Origin of the sequence: Caballeronia sp. ATUFL_F1_KS4A (assembly GCF_023630905.1) — a bacterium.
In the GTDB taxonomy this organism is placed as follows: Bacteria; Pseudomonadota; Gammaproteobacteria; order Burkholderiales; family Burkholderiaceae; genus Caballeronia; species Caballeronia zhejiangensis.
Genome location: NZ_JALQEB010000033.1, coordinates 47,404 through 61,824, shown reverse-complemented (window position 1 = coordinate 61,824; position 14,421 = coordinate 47,404). Strand labels below are relative to the sequence as shown.

At 66.1% G+C, this 14,421-nt stretch carries 11 protein-coding genes; 7 read left to right on the top strand and 4 right to left on the bottom strand.

Annotated features, from left to right (window positions below):
- Window positions 1–154: 154 nt before the first annotated feature.
- From hpnD to NCS03_RS20080, 5 genes are all read left to right on the top strand, one after another.
- A complete protein-coding gene (gene hpnD, locus NCS03_RS20100) occupies window positions 155–1,003 on the top strand; it encodes a presqualene diphosphate synthase HpnD (protein ID WP_250436266.1) in 849 nt (282 codons plus the stop codon).
- Window positions 1,003–2,277, top strand: a complete 1,275-nt coding sequence (gene hpnE, locus NCS03_RS20095; RefSeq protein WP_250529653.1) for a hydroxysqualene dehydroxylase HpnE — start codon at window positions 1,003–1,005, stop codon at window positions 2,275–2,277. The genes hpnD and hpnE overlap by 1 nt, the downstream gene beginning before the upstream one ends.
- Entirely contained in the window at window positions 2,277–4,256 is a 1,980-nt protein-coding gene (shc, locus tag NCS03_RS20090; protein WP_250440822.1) for a squalene--hopene cyclase, read from the top strand. The genes hpnE and shc overlap by 1 nt, the downstream gene beginning before the upstream one ends.
- Window positions 4,257–4,282: 26 nt before the next feature.
- On the top strand, window positions 4,283–4,939 hold the full coding sequence (locus tag NCS03_RS20085; RefSeq protein WP_239295351.1) for a phosphorylase: 657 nt from the start codon (window positions 4,283–4,285) through the stop codon (window positions 4,937–4,939).
- 128 nt (window positions 4,940–5,067) lie between these two features.
- Window positions 5,068–5,541, top strand: coding sequence for an acyl-CoA thioesterase (locus NCS03_RS20080; RefSeq protein ID WP_008354273.1), 474 nt, complete (start codon window positions 5,068–5,070; stop codon window positions 5,539–5,541).
- A gap of 44 nt (window positions 5,542–5,585) precedes the next feature.
- On the opposite strand, the gene NCS03_RS20075 is transcribed toward NCS03_RS20080, so the two are convergent.
- Together NCS03_RS20075 and hpnN are read right to left on the bottom strand one after the other, a co-directional pair.
- Window positions 5,586–6,560 carry an MlaA family lipoprotein gene (locus NCS03_RS20075; protein ID WP_250529652.1) on the bottom strand — a complete coding sequence of 325 codons (975 nt, stop codon included), beginning with the start codon at window positions 6,558–6,560 and terminating at the stop codon, window positions 5,586–5,588.
- Window positions 6,557–9,217: a hopanoid transporter HpnN gene (gene hpnN / locus NCS03_RS20070; protein WP_250529651.1), complete on the bottom strand. Its 2,661-nt coding sequence runs from the start codon at window positions 9,215–9,217 to the stop codon at window positions 6,557–6,559. Before hpnN ends, NCS03_RS20075 begins: the two co-directional genes overlap by 4 nt.
- Before the next feature lie 213 nt (window positions 9,218–9,430).
- On the opposite strand from hpnN, the gene NCS03_RS20065 reads away from it, so the two are divergent.
- Window positions 9,431–10,048, top strand: coding sequence for an MlaC/ttg2D family ABC transporter substrate-binding protein (locus NCS03_RS20065; RefSeq protein WP_175982336.1), 618 nt, complete (start codon window positions 9,431–9,433; stop codon window positions 10,046–10,048).
- 27 nt (window positions 10,049–10,075) lie between these two features.
- On the opposite strand, the gene NCS03_RS20060 is transcribed toward NCS03_RS20065, so the two are convergent.
- Window positions 10,076–10,714 (bottom strand): response regulator, encoded by a 639-nt coding sequence (locus NCS03_RS20060; RefSeq protein WP_008354278.1) that lies wholly within the window; start codon window positions 10,712–10,714, stop codon window positions 10,076–10,078.
- Entirely contained in the window at window positions 10,704–12,131 is a 1,428-nt protein-coding gene (locus NCS03_RS20055) for a cache domain-containing protein (protein ID WP_250436190.1), read from the bottom strand. Before NCS03_RS20055 ends, NCS03_RS20060 begins: the two co-directional genes overlap by 11 nt.
- A 195-nt stretch (window positions 12,132–12,326) precedes the next feature.
- On the opposite strand from NCS03_RS20055, the gene NCS03_RS20050 reads away from it, so the two are divergent.
- Window positions 12,327–14,411, top strand: coding sequence for a carbon starvation CstA family protein (locus NCS03_RS20050; RefSeq protein WP_008354280.1), 2,085 nt, complete (start codon window positions 12,327–12,329; stop codon window positions 14,409–14,411).
- Window positions 14,412–14,421 lie beyond the last annotated feature (10 nt).

Genomic DNA, 14,421 nt, shown 5'->3' with positions numbered 1-14,421 from the left:
TGATATACTCTTTGCCGCTTCCGGCGCAGTCGCAGCCGGCTCGCGCCGGCTTTCTTCCTTGATCGTCCCGCTCAGCGCCAGGTGGTTCCGCGCGCGTCGGGTCCGGCGCCCGATCTCTTAATTTGCCCGTGGGGGCGCCACAGCGGAGTTCGTCTTGGCCGTTTCCAACATCATCGCTGACGATCCTGCCCCCGACGCCGCGAAAACGTCGTCGGGAAGCTCGTTTTATCTCGCGATGCGTATCCTTCCGGCTGCGCAGCGCGACGCGATGTACCAGATTTACGCGTTCTGCCGCGCGGTCGACGACATCGCCGACGAAGGCACGCTGCCGCGCCGCGAGCGCGCGCTCGCGCTCGACCAGTGGCGCGAGGACATCGATGCGTGCTACGCCGGCGCGCCGAAGAAATCGCTCGAAGCGCTCACGCAGCACATCCAGGCTTTCCGGCTTTCCCGCGACGACTTCCACGCCGTGATCGACGGCATGGCGATGGACGCCGCCGGCGATATCGTCGCACCCGACGAAGCCACGCTCGACCTCTATTGCGACCGCGTGGCGAGCGCCGTCGGCCGGCTGTCGGTGAGGATCTTCGGGATGCACGAGGACGCCGGCCGGCGGCTCGCGCATCATCTGGGGCGCGCGCTGCAACTCACCAACATCCTGCGCGACATCGACGAAGACGCCGAAATCGGCCGCGTGTATCTGCCGCGCGAGTTGCTCGCGCGCGAAGGCATTTCGACGAGCGATCCGGCGAGCATCGTCGGCGACGCACGCCTGCCGCGCGTGTGCGCCGTGCTGGCCGAGCGCGCGAAGGGCCACTACGCGCAGTCCGACGCGATCATGGCGGCTTCGCCGCGCTCGCAGGTGCGCGCGCCGCGCATCATGTCGGCGGCGTATCGCACCGTGCTCGACGCCAATCTCAAACGCGGTTTCGACCTGCCGCGCACGCGCGTGCGGACGCCGCGCTCGCGCCTGCTGTGGATCGTGGCGCGCAATCTGATCTGATGTCCCGGCGGGTTTTCGTCGTCGGAGCGGGCATCGCCGGTCTTGCCGCCGCGGTCGAGGCGCAACGGCGCGGCGCGCGCGTCGTGCTGCTCGACGCCGCGCCTCACGCGGGCGGACGCTGCCGCTCTTTCTTCGATACGAAGCTCGGCGTCACGCTCGACAACGGCAATCATCTGCTGCTTTCGGGCTACCAATCGACGATGGCGTACCTGCGCGCGATCGGCGCAACCGATACGCTGATCGGCCCGACGCAGCCCGACTATCCTTTTTTCGATGTCGCGAGCGGCGACGCGTGGACGATCCGCATGTCGTCCGGACGCCTGCCGCGCTGGATCTTCGATGCCGACGCGCGCGTGCCCGGCACGCAGCCGGCCGACTACCTGCCGTTTCTGCCGCTCCTGTGGGCGAAACCGGGCCGCACGGTCGAAGAATGCGTGCGGCGCAAGGATCGCGTATGGAACCTGCTCGCGCGCCCGCTCTTGCGCGCGATGCTCAACGCCGATCCGTCCGAGGCGAGCGCGGAACTCGCGGCCGGCCTGCTGCGCGAAACCGTCGCGCAAGGCGGCCAGGCGTGCCGTCCGCTCATCGCGAGAAGCGGGTTGTCGCACGCGTTCGTCGAGCCCGCGCTGCGGCTCTTGCAGTACGGCGGCGCGGAGATCCGGCTCGGCTCGCGCGTCGCGGCCGTCGGGGTATCCGGCACGGATTCGACGGAGCGTGTAAGCTCGCTCGCTTTCGACGGCGCGGACCCGCTGACGCTCGCGCCCGGCGACGGCGTGGTGCTCGCCGTGCCGCCCGATGCGGCCCGGCGCCTCGTGCCGGGGTTGAGCGCGCCGGACGCATCGCGCGCGATCGTCACCGTGCATTTTGCCGTCGATGCACCCGTGGGCTTCGAGCCGCTGACGTGTCTCGTCAACGGCATGTCGGACCGGCTTTTCGCGGCCGACGGACGGCTCTCGGTCACGCTGTCGAGCGCCGGCCAATGGCTCGCGACGCCGCGCGAAGAGCTCGCGCAGGCGGTCTGGCGCGAAGCGGCGAAGGCCGTGCGGATGCCCGCCGTGCCGACGCCGCCCTGGCAAGTCGTCGTCGATGAACATGCGACGTTTGCCGCCGTGCCGGCGCAGGAAGGCTTGCGGGCCGCCACGCGCACCCGCTGGCGCAATTTCACGCTCGCGGGCGACTGGACGGCGACCGGCCTGCCCGCGACGATCGAAGGCGCGATCCGCTCCGGCCAGAAGGCCGCGGATGCGCTGTTGAATCAATCGATGGAACGCTGATGAACGATTTATCCCTTTCGGCCGTGGGCGCGCAGGTTTCGGGCGCGCCGCTCGACGCCGCCGTCAACCACGCCACCGATGCGCTGCTCGCGGCGCAACATCCGGAAGGCTACTGGCTCTACGAACTCGAAGCGGACGCAACGATTCCCGCCGAATACGTGCTGCTCGTCCACTATCTCGGCGAGACCGCCGACGAAAAGCTCGAAGCGAAGATCGGCCGCTATCTGCGCCGCATTCAGCGCGAGGACGGCGGCTGGCCGCTTTTCACCGACGGCGCGATGGATGTCTCCGCGACCGTGAAGGCGTATTTCGCGCTGAAGATGATCGGCGATTCGCCCGACGCACCGCACATGGAGCGCGCCCGCGCAGCAATCCTCGCCGCGGGCGGCGCGGAGAAAGTGAACGTGTTCACCCGTATCCTGCTCGCGCTGTTCGGCGTCGTGTCGTGGCGCGCGGTGCCGATGATGCCCGTCGAGATCATGCGTCTGCCGATGTGGTTCCCGTTCCATCTGTCGAAGGTGTCGTACTGGGCGCGCACGGTGATCGTGCCGATGCTCGTGCTCAACGCCAAGCGCCCGCGCGCCCGCAATCCGCGCGGCGTGCGTATCGACGAAGTGTTCACGAATCCGCCGGTCAATACCGGGATGCCGTCGCGCGCCGGGCACCAGAGCCGCGGCTGGTTCGCCTTTTTCCGCGTGGTCGATTCGATTCTGCGCGTCGCCGATCCGCTTCTGCCGAAAGCCGGCCGCGAACGCGCGATCGATGAAGCCGTGCGTTTCGTCGACGAGCGGCTGAACGGCGAGGACGGCCTCGGCGCGATTTTCCCGGCGATGGCCAACTCGGTGATGATGTACGACGTGCTCGGCTATCCGCCCGAGCATCCGAACCGCGCGATCGCGCGCAAGTCGCTCGACAAGCTGCTCGTCATCGACCCGGCCGACGACGGCGAAGCGTATTGCCAGCCGTGTCTGTCGCCGGTGTGGGACACGTCGCTCGCGGCGCACGCGCTGCTCGAAACCGGCGTGCCGAAGGCGCGCGCGGCGGTCCGGCGCGGCCTCGACTGGCTGGTGCCGCTGCAGATTCTCGACGTGCGCGGCGACTGGATTTCGCGCCGCCCGGACGTGCGGCCCGGCGGCTGGGCGTTCCAGTTCGCGAACCCGCACTATCCGGATGTCGACGACACCGCCGTCGTCGCGATGGCGATGGAACGCGCCGATCGCGAAAACGGCACCGCGTTGTACGGCGAGTCGATTGCGCGCGCGCGTGAATGGGTCGTCGGCATGCAGAGCAGCGACGGCGGCTGGGGCGCGTTCGAGCCCGAAAACACGCAGTTTTACCTGAACAACATCCCGTTCTCGGATCACGGCGCGCTGCTCGATCCGCCGACCGTCGACGTTTCCGCGCGCTGCCTGTCGATGCTCGCGCAACTCGGCGAGACGTCGTTGAACAGCGAGCCGGCGCGTCGCGCGTTCGAGTACATCGTGCGAGATCAGGAGCGCGACGGAAGCTGGTACGGGCGCTGGGGCATGAACTTCATCTACGGCACCTGGTCGGCGATGTCCGCGCTGAACGCGGCGGGCGTCGCGCCGACGGACACGCGCATGAAGCGCGCGGCGGACTGGCTCATCGGCATCCAGAACGACGACGGCGGCTGGGGCGAGGACGGCGACAGCTACAAGCTCGACTATCGCGGTTATGAGCAGGCGCCGAGCACCGCGTCGCAGACGGCGTGGGCGCTGCTCGGGCTGATGGCGGCCGGTCTCGTCGAGCATCCGGCGGTCGCGCGCGGCGTCGGCTATCTGCTGAAGACGCAGCAAAAGCACGGCCTGTGGGATGAAACGCGCTTCACCGCGACCGGTTTTCCGCGCGTGTTCTATCTGCGATACCACGGCTATCGCAAGTTCTTCCCGCTGTGGGCGCTCGCGCGCTATCGCAATCTGACGCGCGACGGGCTCACGCGCGTGACGGCGGCGATGTGAACGCGCCCGTCGTCGCCGTGACCGGCATGGCGTTCGAGGCGAAGATCGTGCGCGGACGCGGCGTCGATGTCGTATTCGCGGCGCGCGCCGATCTGCTCGAGCGCGCGCTGTCCGATGCGCTCACGCGCGGCTGTTCGGGAATCGTCAGCTTCGGCACGGCGGGCGGGCTCGCACCGGATCTGAAGCCGGGCGCGCTGATCGTCGCCGACAGCGTGTGCGGTCCTTTCGGCGAGCTGCATACCGATGCGGCGTGGTCGGCGCGCATCGTCGATGCGTTCGCGGGCACGCCCGTCGAGCGCGTCACGCGGCGCGGCAAGACGGCTGGCGTCACGGCGCCCGTCAAGACCGAGGCGGAAAAGCGCTCGCTGCATTCGTCGACGGGCGCGCTGGCCGTCGATATGGAATCGCATATCGCCGGGGCCATCGCGACGGCGCGCGGCTTGCCGTTCGCAGTGTGCCGCGCCGTGGTCGATCCCGCGTGGCGAACGTTGCCGACCGCCGCGACGGCCGGTTTGCGCGATGACGGCACGACGGCGATCGGTCCGATTTTGCGCGAATTGGTCCGCGATCCCGCGCAGTTGGGCGCGCTTCTGCGCCTTGCATCCGATGCCCGCGCCGCCCGCGCGACGCTCGTGCAGGCGCGGCACGCGATGGAATCGGCGCGGGCGTTGGTGGTGGCATAGCGCTTCGGTCTCATCCCTTGCTTTCTGCGGGTTAACCCTCATCTCGGTATAATCAGGGAAAACCCTAATCTGGCGCGCGTCTACAAGAACTCCGCGACGCGCGCAGCAATGAAAGCGAGGTACCGCAAATGAATTTCCACACCCGTAAATGGGTCAAGCCCGAAGACCTGAACCCGAACGGCACGCTCTTCGGCGGCAGCCTGTTGCGCTGGATCGACGAAGAAGCCGCGATCTACGCCATCTCGCAGCTGGGCAATCAGCGCGTCGTGACCAAGTTCATGTCGGAAATCAACTTCGTGAGCTCGGCGCGGCAGGGCGACATCATCGAACTCGGCATCACCGCGACGCAATTCGGCCGCACGTCGATCACACTGCGCGCCGAAGTGCGCAACAAGATCACGCGAAAAAGCATTCTGACCGTCGAGAAGATGGTGTTCGTCAATCTGAACGAACAGGGCGAGCCCTCGCCGCACGGCCGGACGCAAATTCGCTACGCGGATGAATTGTTCGAAGCCTATCGCCGCGATCAGGGCGTCGTCGAAGCGCCGAAAGTGTCGGGCGACGACCTGCTCGAAGAAGTCGCGGAAGAAGCCGCACACTAAAGAGAAAACGGGCGCCGAAGCGCCCGTTTCGTTTTACAAGCTCGTCACTTCGCAGGCTGCGCTGCGGGATCGTCGTACTGCGGCAATCCCTGCGCCTTGCTCGAACTCGGCGACGGCTGAGTCTTCGGCGCATTCTCTTCCGGCGCAGGCGATTTCCCGCCGACGCCACCGGCCGGCGATGCCGCCGCGCCCGGATCCACATACGTCGGCAAGCCTTGCTCCGTGCTGCCGCCGCCGGTTTCGCCCGGCGCGCTCGCGCCTTCGGGCGCCGATGCGCCTTCGTCGCCGTAGTCGGGCAGCGAGCTCGCGCCGCCGCCCGTCAGCAGATACTGACGCCGCTGCGTATACGCGTCGCGCACGAACGCGTATTTGTCGAGGGCGGCAGCGGAAAGCAGATCGGTCGCGCCGATCAGGTCGGCCCGCGCGCTCACGAAGTTCAGGCCGAAGAGCGGCCAGCGAATCTCCGCATCGGAATAGCTCAACGGATTCACGCGCCAGTCGACGAGCCACGTCGCCGAGTCGCGGAACGAGCTCGGGCCGAGCAGCGGCAGCACCAAATACGGTCCCGATGGCATGCCGTAGTGCCCGAGCGTCAGCCCGAAATCCTGATGATGCTTCGGCAGACCCGCCGGCGATGCGATATCGATCAGACCGCCGATGCCGAATACCGAGTTCATCGCGATACGCATCAGATCTTGCGTCGCATCGGTGATCTTCAACTGCAGCAGGTTGTTCGCGAAGTTGGAGAAATCGCCGAGATTCGAGAAGAAGTTGCTGACGGCCGTGCGGAACGGGCTCGGCGTGTAATCGACGTAGAACTGCGCGACCGGCTTGGCGACATAGGTATCGAGCGTGTCGTTGAACGTGAAGATCTTGCGGTTCATCGGTTCGAGCGGATCCTTCGGATTGCGATCCGGGCCGGTCGCGCATCCCGTCGTCGCGAGCGCGCCCACAATCGCGAGACTCAAGCCCAATTTACGCACAGCACGAGCGGTCAAAGCCGTCGATCCCGACTTCATTCTTCAATTCCTCTTAGGTTGTCATGTCGTTGCGCCGCCCTGAGCTTCGCGCGCGCCGCCGCGCGCACCTTGCGCGGCTTGCCCATCAATACCGGCTGAAAGACCACCGCGCCGATCAGCGTGCAAAAGAGCGACAGCGCCAGCAGCCGTCCCATGCTGGACGTGCCCGGATGATGGGAAAACCACAGGCTGCCGAATGCGGTCGCGGTCGTGGCCGCACTGAACATAACGGCATGCGTGAGACTGGACTGAAGCAGCCGGGTCTGGCCGGAACGCCACGCCATCACGAAATAGATCTTGAAGGCGACGCCGACGCCCAGCATCAGCGGCAACGCGATGATGTTCGCGAAGTTGAGCGGCATCCTGAAGACGACGCACAATTCCAGCGTGACGATCGCGGAAACGAGCAACGGTACCAAAGTTCTCAGAACGTCGCCAAAACGGCGCAGCGCGATCCACAGCAGCACCGCGATCGCGATCAGCGAATAGAGCGCCGCCTGCTCGAACGCCTTGATGATCGTTTCCGCCGAATGACGCACGGAGATCGGCCCGCCGATCGCGTTCGGCTCGGCTTTCTGCACGGCATCGGCGAAGTGCGCGAGCAGCGCGTCGTCGTTGGGATCGACGCCAGGCGGAATCTTCGGCGCGACATCGACGAGCGCCTGGCCGTTCGGCGTCACGAACGACGCGACCATGTGCGGCGGCAGCGTTTCGCGCGTGATCTCCGCCGGCGTGAGCAGCGCGCGCAATTGCGCGAGCGCGATACGCAGCGGCTCGGCCATCGCATGCTCGGCGCGATCGCGCGTCGCGGCGTCGGCTTGCGCCAGCTTCCCGAGCGTTTCGGACAGATGCTTCGCTTCCTTATCGCCCGGACCGGGATGCTCGTCGGCGGCGAGCGAGAGCTGGCTCGATACGCGCTTCAACGCCGCCACGCGCACGGCGTCCGTCACGGGCGAGGCCGTCTGCTGATCGAGCGCGGGCAAAAGCTGATCGGCGGCGGCCTTGATCAGTTCGAGCTTCTTCGGCTGATCGCCGGGAATGAGCGACGAGAGCGTCGTGGCGCTGCCGACTTCCGGCAGCTTCTTCAGCTTCGCGGCGATGGCATCCGCATCGGCGAGCGAGGGCGCGAGCACGGCGACGTCGTTCACCGCGCCTTCCGGCGAGTCCTGCAACGAGATGAGCGTCGCCATCGACTCGGTGTGCGGATCCTTCAGATGCAGTGGATTGAAGTCGAATCGCAGATTGAAGAGCAGCGGCAGCGCGCCGATCACGATGACGAGCGTGCCAATCAGCACCGGCTTGCGATGCCTGTCGAGGAACTCGTCGACGGGCGCAAGAATCGGAAAGCCCGGCGATTGCGCTTCGCCCGGCGGCGCGAACACCTTGATGAGCGCGGGCAGCAGCGTCATGTTGGTGGCATACGCGACGAACATGCCGACGCCCGCGATCAGCCCCAGCTCCGACACGCCGCGATACGCGGTCGGCAGAAACGAGAAGAAGCTCGCGGCGGTCGCGGCGGCGGCGAGCGTGAGCGGCACCGCGACATGGCGCGCGGTTTCCGCGAGCGACACATCGAGCCGCTTGTGCTTGTAGCGCTCTTCGCGATACTTCACGCCGAACTGGATGCCGAAGTCCACGCCGAGTCCGACGAAGAGCACCATGAACGCGACCGAGATCATGTTGAGCGCGTGGACCATCATGAGTCCGAGCGCCGCCGTGATCGCGAGCCCGACGAAAAGCGTGATGAACACCGCGAGGATCATGCGCTTGGAACGCAGCGCGACCCAGAGGATCATCAGCACGACGAGGAAGGTCAGCACGCCGTTGAGCACGGCGCCGTCCTGCACGGACGCGAACTCTTCGTCGGCGAGCGGCTGCGCGCCCGTCAGATGCAGCGTCGCGCCGTACTTCTTGTCGATGCCGAGTTCCGCCGCCTTCGCGCGAATCTCTTCCGAGGTGCCCGCCGCCGCCTTCAGCGCGTTGAAGTTCAACTCCGGCAACACGGTGACAAACGCGCGCCCGGGCGCATCGTTCGGCGATGAGTCCGCGAGGCCGCGCCACGAGAACGCCGCCGGCTGATTCGCCAGCACGCGATCGAGCACGGTCGCGCTCTTGCCGAGCAAGCCGGCCATCTGGCCGAGATTGACCTGTCCGAGCGTCAGCGGCAGGTTGAGCGTGGTGTTGAGCGTCTGCGCGAGGCCGGTGAGCGTCGGGTCGTGCGCGAGCGTATTGATGAGCGGACGCGCCTGCACGAGCTGTTTCGTGACCTGCTCGACCTTCTCCGTCGGGAGATAAAGCAGTCCGTTGTGCTCGAAGAACTCGCCGCCCGCCGGTTGCGACACCGACCTGAAGCGCTCCGGCTCTTTCGCGAGCGCGGCGGCGAGCGCGCTTGCGGCGGCATCGGCGAATTCCTGCGCGGGCGCCTGAACCACGATCAGCAATGCCGCGCCGCGCTGCGGAAACGCTTCCTCGATGGCCTTGCTGCGCGCGGCCCACTCCGGCTCCGTCTCGATCAGCTGGCTGACGTCGGTGCTGATCTTGAAGTGATGGACGACATAAATCGTGGACAGCACGCCGAGCAGCAGCGAAACGGCGATAATCCACGCCGGCCGGCGAATGGCGAGGGTGACGAAGCGAGTAATGTTGGACGTCAGCATGAAGACGTTACCTGGAGTGCCTGTTATTTTTGCGCGCGCGAGCGCGTGAATCGCATGATGCCGCGCAAGTATACCGGGCGCACTGAACGGTCCGTCCTTGAACTGTTACGCTGGCAAGGTGTCGATATACTGACTCGCAGCCGCCTGGCCGCTCCTGCAACGTCCGAAGGCCGCACTACCCGCGCCACCAAACCTGATTAGAGAACGGGTGCCATGAAACGCTATCTGTCTATTTGCTTCGCTTTCCTCCTTGCCTCGATGTCTTTCACAGGCGAGGCATTCGCACAAACGAGTCCCGATGCCGTCGTCAAGAATGCCGTCGAAGGCACGGTCAAGGCCATGAAGGCCGACCCGCAGGCGCGCGGCGGCGACATGGCGAAGATCACGCAACTCGTCGAGACGCGTTTCCTGCCCGCCACCGACTTCCAGCGCACGACGCGCATCGCGGTCGGCAAGGCGTGGGCGACCGCCACGCCCGAGCAGCAGAAGCAGCTTTACGACCAGTTCCAGACGCTGCTGGTCCGCACCTACGCGGCATCGCTCGCGCAGCTCCGCGATCAGGACGTGACCTTCAAGTTCGACGCGCCCAACGTCGACGCCAACGCGAAGGACACCGTCGTCGAATCACATGTCATTTCCACGGGCGGCGACAATCCGGTGCGCTATCGCCTGCAGAAGACACCGCAGGGCTGGAAAATCTACGACATCGACATGATGGGCGCATGGCTCATCCAGGTCTATCAGCAACAATTCGTCGGTCAGCTGCAAAAGGGCGGCGTCGACGGTCTCATCAAGTTCCTTTCCGAGCATAACGCCCGTTCCGCGGGCTGATCGCTCTCTGTCAGGCCGGGCCGGGCTTCAGGTGCGGCGGTGCTCCACCGCGAATTTGATGAGTTCGGCCTGTCCGTCGATATCCAGTTTGCGCTTCATGTTCTGTCGATGCGTTTCCACCGTCCGCACCGACAGCCCATGCTGCTGCGCAATCTGCTTGCTCGATAAGCCTTCGGCGAGCGCATCCAGAATGTCGAGTTCGCGCGGCGTCAGGCGTTCGAGCGGCGTCTGCATCGACTGTGCCTGGATCATGCGCGCGGCCAGCCCGGCACTGAAAAACGTCTTGCCGGCGAGCACCGCGCCGATCGCCTGAATGATCTCGGCGGCGGGCGAATCCTTCAGCACGTAGCCGCTCGCGCCCGCGCGCACCGCCTGCTTCACGTATTCCACGTTGTCGTGCATCGACAGCATCAGCACGCGGATACCCGGATGCCGCTCGTGGAACAGCGCCGCGAGTTCGATTCCGCTCATGCCGGCCATGCCGACGTCCATTAGCGCGAGATCGGGCGGATTCGCTTCGTCGGCGGCGAGCGCGAGCGCTTCCTTCGCGTTGCCGGCCTCGCCGATCACGCGCAGATGCGGCACGGAGTCGAGCCGCGCGCGCAAGCCGTCGCGCACGAGCGGATGGTCGTCGACCAGAATGATGCGGGCGATTTCAGCGCTCATCGGTATGTCCTTGAAGATTCGGTGCGGCGAGCGGCAGCGGTACGCGCGCCACGATCGACGTGCGGCCCGGCTGCGAGTCGATCGCGAGCGTGCCGCCGAGCGTGTCGAGCCGCTCGCGCATGTTGCGCAGGCCGATGCCGCTCGCCGGATCGGAAAACGCGTCGTGCGCGTCGAAGCCCCGGCCGTTGTCGGTGATGTCGAGCGTGACGGCGTGCGTCGCGATATCGAGCGTGACCGCCGCGCGCGAAGCCTGCGCGTGCCGCGCGACGTTGGTCAGCGCTTCCTGCGCAATGCGGAAGAGCACGGTATTGACGGGATCGGGCAGCGTCGCGCGTTGCGGTGCACAAGGCTTGCCCTCGGCGGTCGCTTCGAAGCGCACTTCGGGGCCGTCCTGTCCGTCGAATTCGCGCGCGAGCTGTTCGAGCGCGGCGGCGAGGCCGAGATCGTCGAGCATCGCGGGACGCAGCGCGTGCGAGATGCGGCGCACTTCGCGCAGCGTGCCGGAAAGGCGTCCGAGGCTCGTCGCGAGCGCGGCTTCGGCGGTCGGTTCGCGCGCCGCGCTCCGTTCGAAACGCGCCAGCGCCGATTCGAGGAGCAGCTTCACGGAGACGAGCATCTGGCTGATGCCGTCGTGCAATTCGCGCGATAGCCGCGCGCGTTCCTGTTCCTGCGAATCGACGACTTGCCGCGCGAGGCGCTTCAACTTCGCGTCCGCGCTGCGGTGCTCGCTGATGTTGAGCACCGCGCCGCACACCGCGATGATCGCGAGCCCGAAAAGCGCGATCGCGCCGATCCACATGAGCGTGCGGCGGATATTCCCGGCTGCCTGCGAATCGATGCGCGCGAGCGTCGTCTCGACATCTTCCAGATAGATGCCCGTGCCCATCATCCAGCCCCAGCGTTCGAGCGGCACGACATAGCCGAGCTTCGGCGCGATCAGTCCGGTCGACGGACGCCGCCACACGTAGCGCACATAGCCGCCGCCTTTCGACGCCTGTTGAATCAGCTCCTGGATGGTCAGCGCGCCGTTCGGATCGCGCATGAGCCAGAGATCGCGTCCGACGAGATCCGGCTGGCGCGGATGCATCAGCGACGTGCCGCGCATCGTGTAGACGAAAAAGTAGCCGTCCTGCCCGAAGTCGAGACGTTGAAGCGCGTCGAGCGCGAGGCGGCGGCGTTCGTCGTCGCTGCGCGGATCGTCGGCGGGTGCGTCGTAATAAGGCGCGATCGCGCTCGTCGCAATCTCGACGTAATGGCGCAGTTCGATCTCCTTGCTCGACAGGTACGCGGCCTGCGTCGTGTCGTGCTGCGCTGCTGCGAGCGCTTGCGCCTGCTGGCGCACGCCGTAGGTGATGCCGCCGATCGCAAGCGCGAACGGCACGATCGCGAGCAGGAAGATCTTTGCCTTGAGATTCATCGATACAGGGTGTTCACATTCGAAGCCGCGGCGCGCCGCTTGCTGGAAACACAGGGTTTTCCGCTACGTGAAGCCACGTAGCGCGCATAAGTAGTTATGCGCTTGTAAGCGCCCGGGCGAAAGCGAATACTACCGCCCAATGCGCTATCACGGCGCAATCATCGGCCCGGAAGGGTCAATAACTAAGGAGACGCCATGAATCGGGCTTCCGGATTCCTGGTCTGGATCGCGCTCGCGCTACTGGGCGCGTTCGCATTCGGCACCATCGCGCTCGCGCACGGCGAGCGGATCAGCGCACTATGGATCGTCATCGCGGCGGTCTGCGTCTATCTCATCGCTTACCGCTTCTACTCACGCTTCATCGCGACGAAAGTGTTGCAGCTCGACGGCCTGCGCATGACGCCGGCCGTTCGTCACAACGACGGTCTCGACTACGTGCCGACCAACAAGTACGTGCTGTTCGGCCATCACTTCGCGGCGATCGCGGGCGCGGGTCCGCTCGTCGGCCCGGTGCTGGCGGCGCAGATGGGCTACACGCCCGGCATGCTGTGGATTCTCGCGGGCGTGGTGTTCGCGGGCGCGGTGCAGGACTTCGTGGTCCTGTTCATCTCGACGCGCCGCGATGGCCGCTCGCTCGGCGATCTCATCAAGATGGAACTCGGCACCGTGCCCGGCGTGATCGCGCTGTTCGGCGCGTTCCTCATCATGGTGATCATTCTCGCGGTGCTCGCGCTGATCGTCGTGAAGGCGCTGACGAATTCGCCGTGGGGCACGTTCACGGTTGCCGCGACGATTCCGATCGCGCTCTTCATGGGTGTCTATACGCGCTACATTCGCCCGGGACGCATCGGCGAGGTGTCGATCATCGGCTTCGTCGGTCTGATGCTCGCGATCGTGTACGGCGGACAAGTCGCCGAATCCGCGACGCTCGCGCCGTACTTCACGTTCACCGGCGTGCAGCTCGTGTGGATTCTGATCGGCTACGGTTTCGTGGCGTCGGTGCTGCCGGTATGGCTGCTGCTCGCGCCGCGCGATTATCTGTCGACGTTCCTCAAGATCGGCACGATCCTCGGCCTCGCGATCGGGATTCTCATCGTCGCGCCCGAACTGAAGATGCCGGCCTTCACGAAGTTCGTCGATGGCACGGGTCCCGTGTGGTCGGGCAATCTGTTCCCGTTCCTCTTCATCACGATCGCATGCGGCGCGGTGTCGGGCTTCCACGCGCTGATCTCGTCGGGCACGACGCCCAAGATGATCGACAACGAAGTCAACATGCGCTTCATCGGCTACGGCGCGATGCTGATGGAATCGTTCGTCGCGATCATGGCGCTCGTCGCCGCGTGCGTGATCGAACCGGGCGTCTACTTCGCGATGAACAGCCCGGCCGCGCTGCTCGGCTCGACGCCCGAAGCGGTCGCGCAGACCGTCTCGGGCTGGGGCTTCGTGCTGACGCCCGACATGCTGACGTCGACGGCGAAGGCGGTCGGCGAGACGACCATCGTCGCGCGTGCCGGCGGCGCGCCGACGCTCGCGGTCGGCATGGCGCACATTCTTCATCAGGTGATCGGCGGCCCGGCGATGATGGCGTTCTGGTATCACTTCGCCATTCTGTTCGAGGCGCTGTTCATCCTCACCGCCGTCGATGCGGGCACGCGCGCCGGCCGCTTCATGCTGCAAGACTTGCTCGGCACGTTCCATCCGGCGCTGCGCCGCACGGAATCGCTGCCGGCCAACCTCGTCGCGACGGGCCTGTGCGTCGCCGCGTGGGGCTACTTCCTGTATCAGGGCGTGGTCGATCCGTTCGGCGGCATCAACACGCTGTGGCCGCTCTTCGGCATCTCGAATCAGATGCTCGCGGGCATCGCGCTGATGCTCGGCACCGTGGTGCTGTTCAAGATGAAGCGCGAACGCTATGCGTGGGTCACGCTCGTGCCGACTGCGTGGCTGCTCATCTGCACGTTGACGGCCGGCTGGCAGAAGATTTTCGATGCGAATCCGAAGGTCGGCTTCCTCGCGCACGCCGGCAAGCTGAAGGACGCCTACGACGCGGGCAAGGTGATGGCGCCGGCGAAGTCGCTCGCGGAGATGCAGCGCATCATCTTCAACGATTACGTCGATGCGGCGCTTGCCGGCCTGTTCATCTTCGTGGTGTTGAGCATCGCGGTATATGGCGTGCTGGCCGTGCTGCGGGCGCGTCGCGAAGCGAAGCCGACCGTGCGCGAAACGCCGTTCGAAGCGATGCCTTCCGGCGCTTCCACCGCGGTGCGCGCGGGCCACTAAGGAGTCGAGC

What these genes read in the sequence shown, in the direction of transcription:
- hpnE (WP_250529653.1), top strand. Translation starts at nt 1,003, where the DNA reads ATGTCCCGGCGGGTTTTCGTCGTCGGAGCGGGCATCGCCGGTCTTGCC.
- shc (WP_250440822.1), top strand. Translation starts at nt 2,277, where the DNA reads ATGAACGATTTATCCCTTTCGGCCGTGGGCGCGCAGGTTTCGGGCGCG.
- NCS03_RS20085 (WP_239295351.1), top strand. Translation starts at nt 4,283, where the DNA reads ATGGCGTTCGAGGCGAAGATCGTGCGCGGACGCGGCGTCGATGTCGTA.
- NCS03_RS20080 (WP_008354273.1), top strand. Translation starts at nt 5,068, where the DNA reads ATGAATTTCCACACCCGTAAATGGGTCAAGCCCGAAGACCTGAACCCG.
- NCS03_RS20075 (WP_250529652.1), bottom strand. Translation starts at nt 6,560, where the DNA reads ATGAAGTCGGGATCGACGGCTTTGACCGCTCGTGCTGTGCGTAAATTG.
- hpnN (WP_250529651.1), bottom strand. Translation starts at nt 9,217, where the DNA reads ATGCTGACGTCCAACATTACTCGCTTCGTCACCCTCGCCATTCGCCGG.
- NCS03_RS20065 (WP_175982336.1), top strand. Translation starts at nt 9,431, where the DNA reads ATGAAACGCTATCTGTCTATTTGCTTCGCTTTCCTCCTTGCCTCGATG.
- NCS03_RS20060 (WP_008354278.1), bottom strand. Translation starts at nt 10,714, where the DNA reads ATGAGCGCTGAAATCGCCCGCATCATTCTGGTCGACGACCATCCGCTC.
- NCS03_RS20055 (WP_250436190.1), bottom strand. Translation starts at nt 12,131, where the DNA reads ATGAATCTCAAGGCAAAGATCTTCCTGCTCGCGATCGTGCCGTTCGCG.
- NCS03_RS20050 (WP_008354280.1), top strand. Translation starts at nt 12,327, where the DNA reads ATGAATCGGGCTTCCGGATTCCTGGTCTGGATCGCGCTCGCGCTACTG.